The following is a 15,060-nucleotide window of genomic DNA, read 5'->3' as shown; positions in this document are numbered from 1 at the left end:
GGGATATCCTTGAAAAAATGTCTCAAGGACGCAACGGAAAAGCGCGGCAGATCGGGATGTGTTCGTCCGCGGGCGCTTTCTATGGCCTAAGCCGGAACGGGACACATGCTAGAGCATTTTTCAGCGGCTTGCACGGCGTCGCTTCGCGCTCGCTCCTTATGCAGTCTCACTGAAAAATGCTCTAAAATTTTACATTTAAGCTCTTTCTCGCCGCTTCTCGCACCTCCGTTTTAAGTCAAAAGCCAGTCAATATGGATCAGGAACACTACGCTCAAGAGACATTGCCGGTTTCTCTTGAGGAGGAAATGCGGCGTTCCTATCTCGATTATGCGATGAGCGTCATCGTCGGGCGGGCATTGCCAAGCGTCTACGATGGCCTGAAACCCGTGCATCGCCGCGTGCTGTATGCGATGCATCTGATGAATAATGACTGGAACCGTCCCCATAAAAAATCCGCGCGCATTGTCGGCGATGTCATTGGTAAATATCACCCGCATAGCGATACCGCCGCCTACGACACGATTGTACGCATGGCGCAGAATTTTTCGCTGCGTTATCGGTTAATCGACGGCCAGGGCAATTTTGGCTCGGTTGACGGCGATAACCCGGCCGCAATGCGTTATACCGAAATCCGGATGGCAAAAATCGGCCATGAATTATTGGCCGATATTGATCAGGAAACGGTTGACTTCGCGCCCAATTACGACGGTCATGAAAGTGAGCCGGTGGTCCTGCCCGCGCGCGCGCCCAACCTGCTGATGAATGGTTCGTCCGGCATTGCGGTCGGCATGGCCACCAATATTCCCCCGCATAATCTGAACGAAATTGTCGATGCCTGCTTATATCTGCTGAAAAAGCCCGATGCGACGATAGATGAATTGATTGCGATTGTGCCCGCACCGGATTTTCCAACCGCGGGCATTATTTACGGCGCCGCCGGCATTCATCAGGGATACCGGAGCGGACGGGGCCGGGTCGTGATGCGCGCCAAGACGCATTTTGAAGACATCGACCGCGGACAGCGCCACGCGATCATCATCGATGAACTGCCTTATCAGGTCAACAAGCGCGTTCTGCTTGAGCGCATGGCGGCGCTGGTCAATGAAAAAAAGCTGGAAGGGATTTCGGATATCCGGGATGAATCCGACAAAAGCGGAATGCGCGCGGTGATTGAACTCAAGCGTGGCGAAGTGCCCGAAGTGGTACTGAACAATCTATATAAACAGACCCAGCTTCAAGACACCTTCGGGATCAATATGGTGGCGCTGGTTGACGGTCAGCCCAGATTGCTGAATCTGCAGCAGATACTGGGGTATTTTCTGGCGCACCGGCGCGAAGTCATCACGCGCCGAACCCGCTTCGAGTTGCGGCGCGCGCGCGAGCGGAGCCACGTGCTGGAAGGGCTGGCGGTAGCGCTGGCGAATATCGATACTTTCATTGCGCTGATTAAAACGGCGCAGACGCCCGCTGAAGCAAAACAAGCGCTGATGGCAAGGCCGTGGCCTTCGCCTCTGGTACGCGATTTACTCGCGCGCGTTGAGCGCCTATCGGCGGGCGGCGGCGCCGCGGTCCGACCGCCGGATTTGGACGCAGAGTTTGGGCTTCGGCCGGACGGCGCTTATGCGCTCTCGGAAACGCAGGCGCAGGAAATTTTGCAGATGCGCCTGCAGCGGTTAACCGGGCTTGAGCAGGACAAAATCGTCTCCGAATACCGCGCGATGGTCGAGAAAATTTCGGATCTGCTCGATATTCTGGCCAGGCCCGAACGCATCAGCGCCCTCATTGGCGATGAGCTGAGGGCTCTAAAACAGGAGTTTGGCGACGCGCGACGCTCTCAAATCGAGTTCAATACAGAAGATTTGAGCCGCGAAGATTTGATTACGCCGCAAGATCGGGTGGTGACCATTTCTCATACGGGTTATATCAAGTCTCAGCCGCTGGATGAATACCGCGCGCAAAAGCGCGGAGGGCGCGGTAAACAAGCCATTGCAATTAAGGAAGACGATTGGATCGAAAACCTCTTTATTGCCAATACGCACGATTCTCTGCTGTGCTTTTCAGATCGCGGTCACGTCTATTGGATCAAAGTCTATGAAGTGCCGCTTGGTTCGCGCCAGTCGCGCGGACGGCCCATTGTGAATATGTTTCCGCTCGCGCCGGATGAAAAAATTACCGCTGTACTTCCCGTTAAGGAATTTAATGCACGCCAATATGTCTTGATGAGCACTGCGCTGGGCACTGTCAAAAAAACGCCGCTGGACGAATTCAGCCGTCCGATGAAAAAAGGCATTATCGCGGTAAAGCTGGACGAAGAGGATTATCTGGCAGGCGCTGCAATCACCGATGGACAGCATGATGTGATGCTATTCTCCGACTGCGGCAAAGCCGTTCGCTTCAGCGAAAACGATGTGCGCGCGATGGGACGCGGCGCGCGCGGCGTGCGTGGCATGCAGCTTGAAAAAGAGCAGCGGGTGATTGCGATGCTGGTGGCGGAAAATGAACAACAGTCGGTTTTAATCGCAACCGAGAACGGATTTGGCAAACGCACGCCAGTCCGCGAATACGCCCGCCACGGACGCGGTACTAAGGGTATGATTGCAATCCGGACAACGCCGCGCAATGGCCGGGTCGTTGCAGCGACGCTGGTGCATCCAGACAGCCAGGTGATGCTAATTACCACGGCAGGCGTGCTGGTCCGCACCCGCGTGTGCGAAATACGCGAGCTGGGCCGGGCGGCTCAGGGTGTTACACTGATCCACCTTGATAAAGGGAGTACATTATCAGGATTGCAGCATATCGCTGGGGAAGAAGCAGCGTTGGAAGTATAAAATACCTTCGTCACGCCAACTTATTGACACGGAGTCAAAATGAAAAAACAACGCAAACCATGGTTTTTATTGGCTGTATTTGCGCCGGCGCTGGCGCTGGCGCAAGGACAACGACCGCAGCCCAGCGCAACCTCGCCCCAAACCGCTGCTGCGCCCGCTCCGATTGAGCCGGCCAAACGCGCGGCTATTAAAGCGCTTCTGGACGCCATTGATGCAGACAAGCTGGCGGCGGCGATTGGCAACGGCGCTCAGAATCAGGCCAAGCAACTGGTGCCGGCAGTGCTTTCAGAAGCGCTGAACGAAAACAAGACGCTGAATGAAGAGCAAAAACGCACGCTGGTACCTTCCCTCCAGCAAAACGTAGTGCCCAAGCTGGCTGAACAGGCGGGCGGAGTATTTATGACGCCGGCGTTCAAAGCCGATGCCGTCCAGTTTCAATACGATGCCTATGCGAAGTATTACACGACCCAGGAAATCGAAGACCTGACGAAATTTTACAAAAGCCCGGCCGGCCGTAAATTTATTCAGGTGCAAGACCAAGTGGGACGTGATACGGTGAATGGATTGATGGGCAAATATATGCCGCAGGCGGTCAAGGAAATCCGAGACGCTTCTGACCGGGAAATCGCAGCCGCGAAGTCAGCGCCAACGCCTTCAAAATCATCCGCTCAATCGGGTAAGAAATAAGCCGTAGGCTTAAAACACATCCACTAGAAGACCAGAAGAATTGGGCGTCTGAAATGGCTGGGTTGATCGGCGGCGCATCGTTGAAAACGGATGATTCTCTGAAAATTTGCGCCGCCGCGAGGAGCGCTTAGACCATTTCCATCACCTGAATTGCGGGTGCCGGGTTGATGGTCCGGTATTCCAGGTTCAGCGTTGTGCCGTATCTTTTGATACCCTGTTCCTGAGTGTTATACAAGCGAACATGACCGTCCAAAGTGTAGAGGACAGAGTCACAATATTGTTTTAGTTGATCATCCGCTGGAAAAAGTTCTTCGGTTAAATGCCTTTTTGTGTGCTGAATGTCATCAAGCAGTTTCCGGCATTGCGAACAGGTGAAATCAATCGCCCACTGCAAAGGCGGAATCTTTCCTTCCGGCTGCTGTGTATTCTGCTGTTGAAATGTCCACACATCGTTACTTTTGCTCAGAAGATCATTGAAACTATTATTTCTAATATCATTTCTGAGAGAAAGCATTTCATGCACTGCGGCCAGATGCATACTGGCCTGCTGATTGAACAGTCTAAAATGAAAATTTTTAGTCACGTCCTCATTTAATTGGATATTCCTGAGCAGTCGCCCCGTTTCGATACGGCCCTGGACCCGAAGTCTTTATCACGTAGGAATGTATAGGTTGCATCAGAAGGCGAGACAAGGCTCATCCGTTGATTTAGAGGCGAAGCTGAACCCTCCATATGTTTGTTCAGCGCTTTCACAAAAGGTTCAATTGAGCCTAGAGAGGCGGCATGTTGACGCAGCTTTAACAGAAGCTTGCAGAACGGCTCAAAAAGCGGGAAATCAATCTGTTCGGGCTGGAGTTCTCCAGTGGATAAAACCGTTTTAAATGCATTGAGCGTTTTTGCGAACTCTTTTTATAGTCTGTCGACTGCTGAAATTGAGGGTTATCGACCACATCATCGAATAGTACGTAAAAAACCATAAGATAGTTTGGCAAGGGGCTTTCCTCCAGTTTTACGCCCGGAAAGAAATAAGCCGCAGCGCTTGCGGAGCCTAATTTGAGCAGTTTTCGGTAGACTGGATCGGATGAATCCATTGTCTTCATCGCGCCTAACTCAAATGCCCATTCAATTGATTTCTGATTAAAATGCTTAATATTTTCCAGATCAATCCCAGGCAATGCTCCGACCTTGGTAAAACTGGGGATATCGCCCATTAACTGAGCCATGCTGTATTTTTCGTGCTGAATTTCTCCATCATTAAACACCACTGTCATCCACTTGCCTTGATCCTGGACTGCATCGATCGGTTGCGCGCTGATCACATAATAGTCCGACGGAAAAATAAAAGCGCTCGACTCGCTTTCGATTCCAATTCGCTGATCAATGCCGGTATCATCCGAATCTTGCGTTAACTCAGCGATACGCTGATCTGGATTGACTTCAGACACAGCGCTTGGTAGCAGTGTCGTGCTATCGTTTGTAACATGTGTCGTTAGCATAAAACCTCCATAGCTTATCTTTTACATTCGGTTTTTATACTAATCAGTTAAAAATTCTTTTTAAATCCGTTCAATGACTTATTTTTACAACGCCATGTCCATCGCCAAAATATTCATTCTCTGTATCCAGTTTCTTTCCGCGCTTGGCGTCATCGGCCTTGTTTTACTGCAGCAGGGCAAAGGCGCGGAAATGGGCGCTGCCTTTGGCAGCGGTTCGGCGGGCAGTCTGTTCGGGGTTACGGGATCAGCAAATTTTCTGTCGCGCGCCACTGCGGCGCTGGCCACCGTTTTTTTTATATGCACGCTCGCGCTTAGCTTTCTCGGCGCGCATCATGCGCAGAATGCAGCGGGCGCGCTTGGCGCCATGAAACCCTCGCCTGGCGCGGCAACACCCGCAGCGGAACAGGAGCGTGCGCCGTCCGCCGGTTCAGACGTACCGGAATAATGGTTCGCATTGCGCTTGCGCAACTCAACCCAACCGTAGGGGATTTCAGCGCTAATCTCGATCTCATTGTGGAGGCTGCGCAGGATGCATACCGCCAGGGGGCGCGTCTTCTGATCACTCCGGAACTGGCTGTATCCGGCTATCCGCCCGAAGATTTATTGCTGCGCCCCGCCTTTCGCATTGCAGCGGAAAGAACGCTGACCCAACTGGCAGCGCGTTTGAGCGCATTCGACGGATTCTATGCCGTCATCGGCCATCCTTATTGGCCTGGCTCCGGTATCGCGCGGGCGTCCAGTCCGCCAACGCACCCAGCCTGCTACAACGCTGCTTCAGTATTGCATCGCGGGCAGGTCATTGGCACCTATCTGAAGCATTTCTTGCCCAATACCAGCGTTTTTGATGAACAACGTTATTTTGCGCGCGGCGCCCAGCCTTTTATTTTCAACGCGGCTGGCATTGGTTATGCGGTTCTGATCTGCGAAGATATCTGGCGCCTGCACGTTGCGCAGCGCGCCGCCGATGCGGGCGCGCAGATATTACTCGCCCTGAATAGCTCGCCCTATCACATCGGCAAAGAGGCACAACGCATGGCGATGCTGCGCGCGCGCACCCAGAAAACGGGATTGCCGATTGTCTATGTCAATAGCGCGGGAGGACAGGATGAGCTGGTGTTTGACGGCGCCTCTTGCGTTCTCAATGCGCAGGGCGAATGCGTTGCCCGCATGCCGAAATTCGGCGCGGGCGTGGCGCTTGTGGATATAGACGGCGCAGCGCCTGATTTTTCAATCCGCGGCCCGATTGCGCCTGCAATTCCGATCGAAGCCGAGGTGTATGCAGCGCTGATGCTTGGGGTACGCGATTATGTGGACAAGAATGCGTTCCCAGGCGTTTTAATTGGATTATCCGGCGGCATTGATTCAGCGCTGACGCTCGCGATTGCGTGCGATGCGCTCGGCGTATCGCGCGTGCGCGCCGTTCTGATGCCCTCGCCGTATACGGCCGCAATATCGCGCATCGACGCGCTGGAGATGATCCGCCGGCTTGGCGTTACTTACGATGAAATTCCAATAACGCCCGTGTTTGAAGCATTGCGCAGCGCGCTCAAGCCAGCGCTGCGCAACGCCATGACTTCTTCCATTGATACGGTGGAAGAAAATCTCCAGGCGCGGATTCGCGGCGCGCTGCTGATGGCATTATCGAATCGAAGCGGCGCGATCGTTTTAACCACAGGCAATAAAAGCGAAATGGCGGTGGGTTACTGCACGCTATACGGCGATCTGGCCGGCGGCTTTGCAGCGCTTAAGGATGTGTCAAAGACCTGGGTGTACCGGCTGGCACATTACCGCAATTCGGCGGATACATTTGCGCTGCGCAACTTCATCCCCGAACGGATTCTGAGGCGCGCGCCATCGGCTGAACTGCGCGCAAATCAAAGGGATCAAGACCATTTGCCACCGTATGAGATTCTGGATGCCATCATTCATCTTTATGTGGAAGAAAACCGGCCATGTCCGGAGATTATCGCGCAGGGATTCGCCACAGAGGATGTGATGCGGGTCGCGCGACTGATTAAAGCCAATGAACATAAACGGCGCCAGGCGCCGCCTGGCGTTCGCATTACAGCGCGCGCGTTTGGACGCGACTGGCGATATCCGATTACCTCGCGTTTCGTGGAGAACGCAACAACACAATAACCACCCCTTCCCCGCCGTGTTGCAGGCGCGCCGGACAAAAAGCGATCACGTCCTCGATTTGCGCAAGCCAAAGACGCACTTTTGCTTTAAGTACTGGCTGGCCGTCCGGCGAACCCCATCCCTTGCCATGAATCACGCGCACACAGCGCAGCCCGCGCTGCACGGCTTGATGCAAAAAATCGCAGAGCGCCGCGCGCGCTTCAAAGCGGCGCATATGGTGCAAATCCAGTTGCGCCTCAATGCGCCAGACGCCGCGCCGGAGTTTGCGCACGATATCACGCCGGATATGCGGATGAGGAAAAACCGATCCCTCCTCATCCGTCAAAACTGCAGGCTCGAAATCATCAGAAAGGGCGGGCGCGGCGACGGGCAAAGGCGCTTCCTCCCGCCGCGCGCGCCGCAGTGGCGTTGCACGCGGGCGATGAACATCTGCGCGCGGCTCTACGGATAATTTTATGACACCCTTGACCGCGCGTTTGAACAGTGCAGCATCAGAGTCTGGGCACAAATCTACTGCGCGGCGCACCCTCATCCCCTCTAGAGGAACATCTCAATTAAACCTCCATCATTTAGACTGAATTCCGTGCTCATATCACCATTCTTGCATATTTCTTTTTCCAGAACCGTCCATCCACATCTTCGTTTATGTATTTTTAGCCAGATCCATCTGATGATCGTTGCCTAGGCGTTCTATTTTGACATTGAATCTGGGTGGAGATATGGACTTGCATCCCTCATTCATCAATACTGGAATGAAGAGGATGCAATATTTGGGAACCGGATACGCGAACGGTTCAAACAGGATTTTTTGGAAACTTCACAGATAAGAACGCTAGAAATTATTTCAGGCCAACCCCAGAAAAAATCGTTGGGCCAAGCGGATTGATTTTGAAGCCCGTTACATGCTTATTAATGACTTGGTAGTCGGTTACATAGGCGATGGGGGTAAACGGCTGTTCTTGTTTGAAGATTTTTTGCGCTTTGAGATAAAGCTGGGTACGTTCGTCGATATTGAGGTTTTGAACTGCTGTCTGAAGCAAAGCGTCAAAGGTCTGATTGCGCCATCTTGAGAAATTGAAGCCGTTGCGCGCCGCGTCAGAACTCAGACTCTGAAGCCAATTATCAGGATCGGGTACATTACTCACCTTGCCAGCTAGCAAGGCATCGTGCTCACCCTTAAAGGCTCGCCTAAGGTACTCGGCCACCTCGTAGCTCGCGATCCTTGCTTTGACGCCTATTTTTCCCCAGTCTGACTGAATCATTGCGGCTGTTAACTGCGGGTTTGGATTTGTACCAATCGAGTGCGGACTCCATAAAGAAAGTGTAAAGCCGTTTGGATAGCCTGCCTCCTTCAATAAGGCTTTTGCTTTTTCAAGATTGCGCGGCGCGTCTTGCAGCGTGTTGTCATACGACCATTGCAACGGCGACATTGGCGCCACCGCAATTTGCGCGTGTCCTTCATAGACCTGATCAATGATGGCTTGTTTGTCGATGGCCATATCCAGCGCGCGGCGCACCCGCACATCGCTCAAAGCTTTGTGGGTGGCGTTATAGGCCAGATAGCTCATATTGAAGCCTGGCGACTTCAGCACCTGGAAGTGGAGATCGTATTCAAACGTGGGGATATCCGTCGAACGTAAGTGAGTCGCCACTTGACATTCATCCGCTTTGAGCTTCTGCGCGCGCACGGCGGCGTCTGGCGTGATGTCAAAGATCAGCCTGGACAACCACACCTCATCGGGTTTCCAGTACTCAGGATTGCCTTTGAAGCGGATCGTTGCGTCTTTATCGTAGTTTTCAAAAATAAAGGGCCCGGTACCCACCGGTTTCCAACTGATATCAGAGGGCTTCCCTGCTTTCAGCAATTGCGCCGCGTATTCGGCAGAGAGAATGGATGTAGCATGTGCTGCTAAAAACAATATAAAAGGCGCCTGAACGGTATTCAGCGTAAATCGTACGGCGTAACCTTCATCCAGCGCCTCAATCCTGGAAATGACTTTGTCTAAGCCAAAATGGTGAAATACAGTAAATTCAACCGGATAGGCTTTACGGAACGGCATATTTGGGTTACGCATCCGCTCAAAAGTGAAAAGCACATCTTCCGCGTTGAATTCGCGCGTTGGCTTGAACCAAGGCGTACTGTGAAATTTCACGCCGCGCCGCAGATGGAATGTATAGACTTTCCCGTCTTTGGAGATGTCCCAACTTTCAGCGAGGCCCGGTTCAAGTTTCATCCCGCCGCGCTCAAATTCGATCAATCGGTTGTAGAGGGGGGCTGCGCTTGTTGTGAGCTCTGGAATGGATCTGGCCTGGTTTGCGTCGAACCCTGCTGGACTAACGTCAAAACAATAGACGAGCGTTTTATCCGGTATTGCGGCGATGCCTTTTGACATATTTATGGCGCTCATGCTAAAAATCATCTCCACTAGAAGCAGGCTTTTAGTCAATCCAGATATATGCGTCCTGCTCATTTTCAGGTATTGAGGGCAATTGGGAGAGCACATCATGCACAGCGCCTGACTTTAACTTGCTCTGCAGATTTGCGATATGACTGCTCACCGTTGCGTCCGCGCATTCCAGTTTTTTGGCCACCACTTTGTGCCTGGAATCTTCCCGCATCGACAATAAAACCCGCATTTCGTGATAGGTCGGTTGGCCGCAGAAATATTTTTCTAATTTAAAATGCTCCAAAGTTTTTTGAATGGCTTTCTTTATGGGATAGAATTTTTGATAAAGATGAAATATTTTTGAACAATGTAAGTGATGGGTTAAATCTTGCAAGACCGTCAAAAGAGCAACCACTTTGTTGCTGTATGAACTCAAAATTGGAATTTTTAGAACTCTTTGAAAATGAGCAATTCCATTAAAATCAAGAATAGATCGATGGATGCTGACAGGGCGCCTGCAGAATAGGGCTTGCGCTTCAAAATTTGCCATCCTGTTTACATTTTTTATTTCATCAGAAGCAACAATCGGATCCATATTGAGCTGATCCCTTCTTTGGAAGGCATCCGGCCCCCAAAGTTCCTTTGGGGTCATGCCAATTAAATCATGCATGGATTCAAAACCGCCCCTTTTCGCACTCAGAAAATTGGCAATCAGATGTTTTCTAGTGCATGCATCTCTTAAATGGGCTGGCTCAAAATAGCTCTCAATGAAATTTGATAAGAATTCGCCGCCACAACTGAGCTTTGTTAGATCCAGCGGAATCCGGGCAGTATTCATAGGGTTAGCCTTACGGATGGAAATTCTTTCATCAATTAAGACTAATCCCATTCTTTTAAAAAAAGTGATCTAATACAGTTTATAATTATCCTTCTTGGTTAAGAAATATTGAGCATTCCTCAAACCGGCAGCGTCAGAACCCGTTCTGCAGTCATTTATTGAACTGCGGAGAACGCGCGCTCCAACTGCTCCGACGTTAACGCACCGGCAAGCCGGTATCCGTTCGCGAAGAAGATCGTCGGCGTACTGAATACATTTAAACGACGGCCAAACGCAATATTCTGCGCGAGCGCATCGGTATCGCAGCTCACCTTGCCACCTGGCGCTTGACGGTTCGCCATCCAAGCGTGCCATGCAGCGCTGCGATTTGGCGCGCACCAAATCGCTTTGGCCTTGTCAAGCGAATCCGGTTTAAGAATGGGGAACGGAAAAGTATAGATGGTCAGGTTGTCGGCCTTGCTGAGCGTGTGTTCGAGTTCCCTGCAATGCTTGCAGTTCGGATCGCTAAACACCGCAATCTGGCGCGCTCCATTGCCCTTCACCACTTTGATCGCATTGGCAAACGGCAAACTTTTAAAATCAATCCGGTTCAGTTCAGTCAAGCGCCTGTCCGTGATATTTTCCATCGTCTTTGCATTCACCATTTTGCCGATCAGCAAATAAGCGCCTTGCGCATCGCTATATAGAATCGCTTTACCCAGGTTGAGCTCATAGAGTCCGGGAACCGGCGTTGGCGCAACGCTCTGGATTTTCATCTCCGGCCCCAAGGATTTCTGCAGTTTGGCTTTCAGCGCATCCAGCGCGGGCGCGGCGTGCGCATACGCGGTTCCCAGATACGCCAAAGCCGTCAAAAAAAGGAGTTTCATCAATCAGACCGGAGCATGAACAGAATAAGAAGCCAGCCAGCGCTTGATGCGCGGCATTGCATTGACCAGTTTAAAGCCCGCATTGCGCACGCCGCGCGGCACTGCGCCCGACCATGAGAAAAGACGATATAAACCGTCCGTAGCGGCCATCAGCAACTGAATATCGGCGCGCCGCGAACGTTCGTAGCGGCGCAACAACACCGGATCGCCGGGATCGCGGAACGGTTCGCGCGCCGCAACCGTTCTGGCAAGCGCCGCAACATCGCGCACACCGAGATTCAAACCCTGACCGGCCAATGGATGAATCACATGCGCCGCGTCTCCAACGAGCGCAACGCGCGGCGCGATTAAACGGCTCGCCTTGCATAATGCCAGCGCAAACCCGCGCACCGGCGAGAGGCATTGGAGTGCGCCCAGACGCCGTTCAGAACCCTGTTCTACCGCCGCCGCGAACGAGGGCACATCGAGCGCGCGCAATGCCCGCGCATGCGGCGTGTGCGCCGACCAGACCAATGAAACCTTGTTTTCAGGCAGCGGCAATAACGCGATGATCTCGCCATTGCGAAACCATTGATACGCGGCTTCTCGATGGGGCTGTTCCGCCTGGAACTGCGCAGTCAGCGCGGTTTGTCCATATTCGCGCTGCGTGCACGGGATGCCGCTTTGAGCGCGCACCCACGAATGCGCGCCGTCCGCGCCCACCACCAGCCGCGCCTTCAGCGGAGCGCCATCCTCCAGTTCAAGCGCCGCCATATCGCTCGATACTCTTAGTTTCTGCGCGCTGGCGTTCAAAATTTCCACTGATGGGTGGAAACCGAGCGCCGTATCCAGCGCGCCTTCAAGCAATGAAGACTCCACAATCCACGCCAGTTCCGGGACCGCGGCCTGAAAAGCGGAAAAATGCAGCTCGGCATGTGCATCACCGTAGACGCGCATATCATACACTGGACTTAGCCGCGCACGGTCGAGCGCCTGCCAGACGCGCAATCGTTCAAGCAGCCTTTGCGTACCGCCGCTCACGGCATACACGCGGCCATCGCATGCCGCGGCATTCGCAGGGAGGGGGGCTGGCGCGCGCGCCAGCAAGGCAACGCGCAATCCAGTGCGCGCAAGCGCCAACGCCGCCGTTTTGCCGACAATGCCGCCGCCCACCACCGACGCATCGAATATACTGTTGAAATCGCTCATTGAGATGATTCACCTCTAATTACATCCATCATACTGCAAGCGCACGACATACAATGTCATTTTTTTCATTTTCCATCTCATGCGCCTCAAATGCGGAATTGTCGGTTTGCCGAATGTCGGCAAGTCCACGCTCTTTAACGCCCTGACCCGCGCGGGCATCGCCGCCGAAAATTATCCATTTTGCACGATTGAGCCCAACCTGGGCGTGGTCGAAGTGCCCGACCCGCGCTTATCCGCGCTTGCGGCGCTCGTTCAGCCGGAGCGCGTCGTGCCGGCGGCGGTCGAATTTGTCGATATCGCCGGCCTCGTCTCAGGCGCTGCGCAGGGCGAAGGACTGGGTAATCAGTTTCTGGCGAATATCCGTGAAACGGATGCGATTGTGCACGTGGTGCGCTGCTTTCAGGAGCCGGACGTGGTGCATGTTTCAGGACAGGTCGATCCGCGCGCGGATATCGAGGTGATTCATACCGAGCTTGCGCTGGTCGACCTGGCAACCGTTGACAAAGCGCTGGCGCGCTCCGCCAAGGCAGCCAAATCCGGCCATTCCAAGGAAGCCGCTCAAATGCTTGCGCTGCTGCAAAAAATGCTTGCGCACTTAAACGCGGCGCAGCCGGCGCGCACACTCGGCCTGACGGCGGAGGAGCGCGCATTGCTTGCGCCTTTATGCCTGCTGACCGTCAAACCCGCGCTCTATGTGGCGAATGTGGATGAAGATGGGCTTTCAGAGCATCCCTTGCTCAACGCGGCCCAGCGCATTGCAGACGCTGAGCGCGCGCCGCTGGTTCCCGTGTGCGCGGCGCTTGAAGCCGAGCTGGCCGATTTATCCCAAGACGACCAGGCCGCTTTTCTGGCGGAAATGGGCTTAAGCGAGCCGGGCCTGAACCGCGTGATACGGGCGGGCTTTGAATGCCTTGGACTGCACACCTATTTCACCGCCGGCGTCAAGGAGGTGCGCGCCTGGACGATTCCGCGCGGCGCGACCGCGCCACAGGCGGCCGGCGCGATTCACAGTGATTTTGAGCGCGGCTTTATCCGCGCGCAAACGGTTGCATATGACGATTTTCTGGCGCATCAGGGTGAACAGGGCGCAAAAGAAGCCGGCAAGATGCGTTCAGAAGGCAAAGAGTACGTGGTGCAGGATGGAGATGTGATTCATTTTTTATTTAATGTTTGAACGATTTCCTGCGTGAAACGATGCACTCACGATGCATTCAAGCCAGTCGAGCAAAGCGTTGACTGAAGCCAGCCGCGCGCGGGCTGCTGTTTCGCCCGCGCCAATCTTGACCGACCAGCCGCCGCGCGCGTTCACTGCCTCAAAACCCGCTTCATCAGTCAGATCGTCGCCCGCAAAGAAGGGGATTCGCCCGGCAAACGGCGGCTCGCCCAGGAAAGCCGCAATCACCCTGCCCTTGTCGGCCTGTTTTGGCTTGATCTCAAACACCCTTTTGCCGCGCTGGACTGTATATTGATCCGCCGCCTGCGCAACCAGCCGCTCGACGGCGCGCAAAGCCGCCTGCTCCGCTTTCTGGGCATCGCCCTGCGCGGCGCGGAAATGCAATGCCAGCGCAGCGCCTTTATGTTCGAGCAACATGCCCGGATGCGCGCGCACCGTTTCTTCCAGCGCCTGGTGCATCCAGCCAAGCGGCGCCCGATCCGCCGCGGCGCGAAACACAGCGCCGCGCGCCGCGCGCCGCTCAGCGCCATGCACACCGGCGAGCGGCAGTTTTAAGGGCGCGAGCAGCGCATCGAGACCCTCTATGCTGCGCCCTGAAATCACCGCCACCGCGCCGTTTGACGCTTGTACGAGTCCGTCCAATACGGCGCGCGCGCGCGCGCTCAGCCGCACATCGTTAGGCGTTTCAGCCAACTCGGCCAAGGTGCCGTCAAAGTCCAAAAAAAACGCGCTTTCCCGCGCAGATAAAGAGTCAGGCAGACTTAAGGGCATTCAAAATCCACATACTAGTACATGCTAGTATTACATTTTTTTACTTAGAAATTTTATAGCAGACGTCATCTCTAGACTTGTGTAGAAACTGTCCAAAAAAATCAGCACTGTTGGCCGCAGCGCTGCTGGCGCTTTTTTTAGGCTGCCAACGCAACGAACCCTGGCAACTCACCAATGTGCGCGGCCATTTGCCCGATCTGAAATTTTCACTGACCAGCGATCAGGGCCATCCCGTTACTGAGCAGGCATTTCAACACAAGGTAGCGCTCGTCTATTTTGGTTATACCCACTGCCCGGACGTCTGTCCAGGAACGCTGGCCCGCCTGATGAGCGCGCTGCAAAAGCTTGGCAATGACGCGCGCGATGTGCGCATTCTGTTTATTTCAGTGGACCCGGCGCGCGATACGCCCAAAGCGATGCGCGCTTACGTACAGGCATTCGATGTGCGTCATATCATTGGCCTGACGGGTTCTCCACGTCAGATTGAAGCGCTTGCCCGACGTTACCGCGTGAGCTACCAGCGCGCTCCTGGATATTCCGATCAAAGTTATGAGGTGATGCACAGTCCAACGGTGTATATCTTCGACCAGAATCAGCGCGCGCGATTGATTGCAAAACCCGCGGACTCCGCTGGTCAAATCGCGCACGATATCCGTGCGCTGATCCACAACAGCGATTGAGGGAAA

The 15,060-nt window shown here is 53.9% G+C and carries 14 protein-coding genes; 6 read left to right on the top strand and 8 right to left on the bottom strand.

The window, feature by feature from the left end:
• Nucleotides 1-251 precede the first annotated feature (251 nt).
• Nucleotides 252-2,828, top strand: a complete 2,577-nt coding sequence (gene gyrA / locus CAGGBEG34_RS02735) for a DNA gyrase subunit A (RefSeq protein WP_006682349.1) — start codon at nucleotides 252-254, stop codon at nucleotides 2,826-2,828.
• 39 nt (nucleotides 2,829-2,867) lie between these two features.
• A complete protein-coding gene (locus CAGGBEG34_RS02730; protein WP_006682348.1) occupies nucleotides 2,868-3,515 on the top strand; it encodes a DUF2059 domain-containing protein in 648 nt (215 codons plus the stop codon).
• A gap of 127 nt (nucleotides 3,516-3,642) precedes the next feature.
• Here the strand turns inward: CAGGBEG34_RS02730 and CAGGBEG34_RS02725 are convergent, their stop codons facing one another.
• Together CAGGBEG34_RS02725 and CAGGBEG34_RS02720 are read right to left on the bottom strand one after the other, a co-directional pair.
• Nucleotides 3,643-3,963 (bottom strand): hypothetical protein, encoded by a 321-nt coding sequence (locus CAGGBEG34_RS02725; protein ID WP_203224830.1) that lies wholly within the window; start codon nucleotides 3,961-3,963, stop codon nucleotides 3,643-3,645.
• A 349-nt stretch (nucleotides 3,964-4,312) separates the two neighbouring features.
• On the bottom strand, nucleotides 4,313-5,011 hold the full coding sequence (locus tag CAGGBEG34_RS02720; protein WP_006682346.1) for a hypothetical protein: 699 nt from the start codon (nucleotides 5,009-5,011) through the stop codon (nucleotides 4,313-4,315).
• A 94-nt stretch (nucleotides 5,012-5,105) separates the two neighbouring features.
• On the opposite strand from CAGGBEG34_RS02720, the gene secG reads away from it, so the two are divergent.
• Nucleotides 5,106-5,456, top strand: a complete 351-nt coding sequence (gene secG / locus CAGGBEG34_RS02715; protein ID WP_006682345.1) for a preprotein translocase subunit SecG — start codon at nucleotides 5,106-5,108, stop codon at nucleotides 5,454-5,456.
• The gene (locus CAGGBEG34_RS02710) at nucleotides 5,456-7,150 is read left to right on the top strand and encodes an NAD+ synthase (protein WP_006682344.1); all 1,695 of its coding nucleotides are present in this window, start codon (nucleotides 5,456-5,458) and stop codon (nucleotides 7,148-7,150) included. Before secG ends, CAGGBEG34_RS02710 begins: the two co-directional genes overlap by 1 nt.
• Here the strand turns inward: CAGGBEG34_RS02710 and CAGGBEG34_RS02705 are convergent.
• The 5 genes from CAGGBEG34_RS02705 to CAGGBEG34_RS02685 all read right to left on the bottom strand — a co-directional run bounded on the left by CAGGBEG34_RS02705 (nucleotide 7,113) and on the right by CAGGBEG34_RS02685 (nucleotide 12,429).
• On the bottom strand, nucleotides 7,113-7,676 hold the full coding sequence (locus CAGGBEG34_RS02705) for a Smr/MutS family protein (protein WP_238984939.1): 564 nt from the start codon (nucleotides 7,674-7,676) through the stop codon (nucleotides 7,113-7,115). The two genes, CAGGBEG34_RS02710 and CAGGBEG34_RS02705, sit on opposite strands and share 38 nt — an antisense overlap.
• A gap of 313 nt (nucleotides 7,677-7,989) precedes the next feature.
• Nucleotides 7,990-9,558, bottom strand: coding sequence for an ABC transporter substrate-binding protein (locus tag CAGGBEG34_RS02700; RefSeq protein WP_238984938.1), 1,569 nt, complete (start codon nucleotides 9,556-9,558; stop codon nucleotides 7,990-7,992).
• Nucleotides 9,559-9,589: 31 nt separating this feature from the next.
• Complete coding sequence (locus tag CAGGBEG34_RS02695; protein ID WP_042687791.1) at nucleotides 9,590-10,375, bottom strand: LuxR C-terminal-related transcriptional regulator; 786 nt, start codon at nucleotides 10,373-10,375, stop codon at nucleotides 9,590-9,592.
• 155 nt (nucleotides 10,376-10,530) lie between these two features.
• Nucleotides 10,531-11,241, bottom strand: coding sequence for a DsbC family protein (locus tag CAGGBEG34_RS02690; protein WP_006682340.1), 711 nt, complete (start codon nucleotides 11,239-11,241; stop codon nucleotides 10,531-10,533).
• 3 nt (nucleotides 11,242-11,244) lie between these two features.
• Nucleotides 11,245-12,429 (bottom strand): UbiH/UbiF family hydroxylase, encoded by a 1,185-nt coding sequence (locus tag CAGGBEG34_RS02685; protein ID WP_006682339.1) that lies wholly within the window; start codon nucleotides 12,427-12,429, stop codon nucleotides 11,245-11,247.
• 79 nt (nucleotides 12,430-12,508) lie between these two features.
• On the opposite strand from CAGGBEG34_RS02685, the gene ychF reads away from it, so the two are divergent.
• Entirely contained in the window at nucleotides 12,509-13,603 is a 1,095-nt protein-coding gene (gene ychF, locus CAGGBEG34_RS02680; protein WP_006682338.1) for a redox-regulated ATPase YchF, read from the top strand.
• On the opposite strand, the gene otsB is transcribed toward ychF, so the two are convergent.
• The gene (gene otsB, locus CAGGBEG34_RS02675) at nucleotides 13,589-14,374 is read right to left on the bottom strand and encodes a trehalose-phosphatase (protein WP_006682337.1); all 786 of its coding nucleotides are present in this window, start codon (nucleotides 14,372-14,374) and stop codon (nucleotides 13,589-13,591) included. The genes ychF and otsB overlap by 15 nt on opposite strands.
• 110 nt (nucleotides 14,375-14,484) lie before the next feature.
• On the opposite strand from otsB, the gene CAGGBEG34_RS02670 reads away from it, so the two are divergent.
• Nucleotides 14,485-15,054 carry an SCO family protein gene (locus CAGGBEG34_RS02670; protein ID WP_006682336.1) on the top strand — a complete coding sequence of 190 codons (570 nt, stop codon included), beginning with the start codon at nucleotides 14,485-14,487 and terminating at the stop codon, nucleotides 15,052-15,054.
• The last annotated feature ends 6 nt before the right edge of the window (nucleotides 15,055-15,060 follow it).

This window comes from Candidatus Glomeribacter gigasporarum BEG34, from assembly GCF_000227585.1.
GTDB lineage: Bacteria > Pseudomonadota > Gammaproteobacteria > Burkholderiales > Burkholderiaceae > Glomeribacter > Glomeribacter gigasporarum_B.
This window is presented reverse-complemented; position numbering and strand designations above follow the sequence as displayed.

Bases quoted from the DNA above. Each gene is read 5' to 3' on its own strand.
- gyrA (WP_006682349.1), top strand. From the start codon at position 252: ATGGATCAGGAACACTACGCTCAAGAGACATTGCCGGTTTCTCTTGAG.
- CAGGBEG34_RS02730 (WP_006682348.1), top strand. From the start codon at position 2,868: ATGAAAAAACAACGCAAACCATGGTTTTTATTGGCTGTATTTGCGCCG.
- CAGGBEG34_RS02720 (WP_006682346.1), bottom strand. From the start codon at position 5,011: ATGCTAACGACACATGTTACAAACGATAGCACGACACTGCTACCAAGC.
- secG (WP_006682345.1), top strand. From the start codon at position 5,106: ATGTCCATCGCCAAAATATTCATTCTCTGTATCCAGTTTCTTTCCGCG.
- CAGGBEG34_RS02710 (WP_006682344.1), top strand. From the start codon at position 5,456: ATGGTTCGCATTGCGCTTGCGCAACTCAACCCAACCGTAGGGGATTTC.
- CAGGBEG34_RS02700 (WP_238984938.1), bottom strand. From the start codon at position 9,558: ATGAGCGCCATAAATATGTCAAAAGGCATCGCCGCAATACCGGATAAA.
- CAGGBEG34_RS02695 (WP_042687791.1), bottom strand. From the start codon at position 10,375: ATGAATACTGCCCGGATTCCGCTGGATCTAACAAAGCTCAGTTGTGGC.
- CAGGBEG34_RS02690 (WP_006682340.1), bottom strand. From the start codon at position 11,241: ATGAAACTCCTTTTTTTGACGGCTTTGGCGTATCTGGGAACCGCGTAT.
- CAGGBEG34_RS02685 (WP_006682339.1), bottom strand. From the start codon at position 12,429: ATGAGCGATTTCAACAGTATATTCGATGCGTCGGTGGTGGGCGGCGGC.
- ychF (WP_006682338.1), top strand. From the start codon at position 12,509: ATGCGCCTCAAATGCGGAATTGTCGGTTTGCCGAATGTCGGCAAGTCC.
- otsB (WP_006682337.1), bottom strand. From the start codon at position 14,374: ATGCCCTTAAGTCTGCCTGACTCTTTATCTGCGCGGGAAAGCGCGTTT.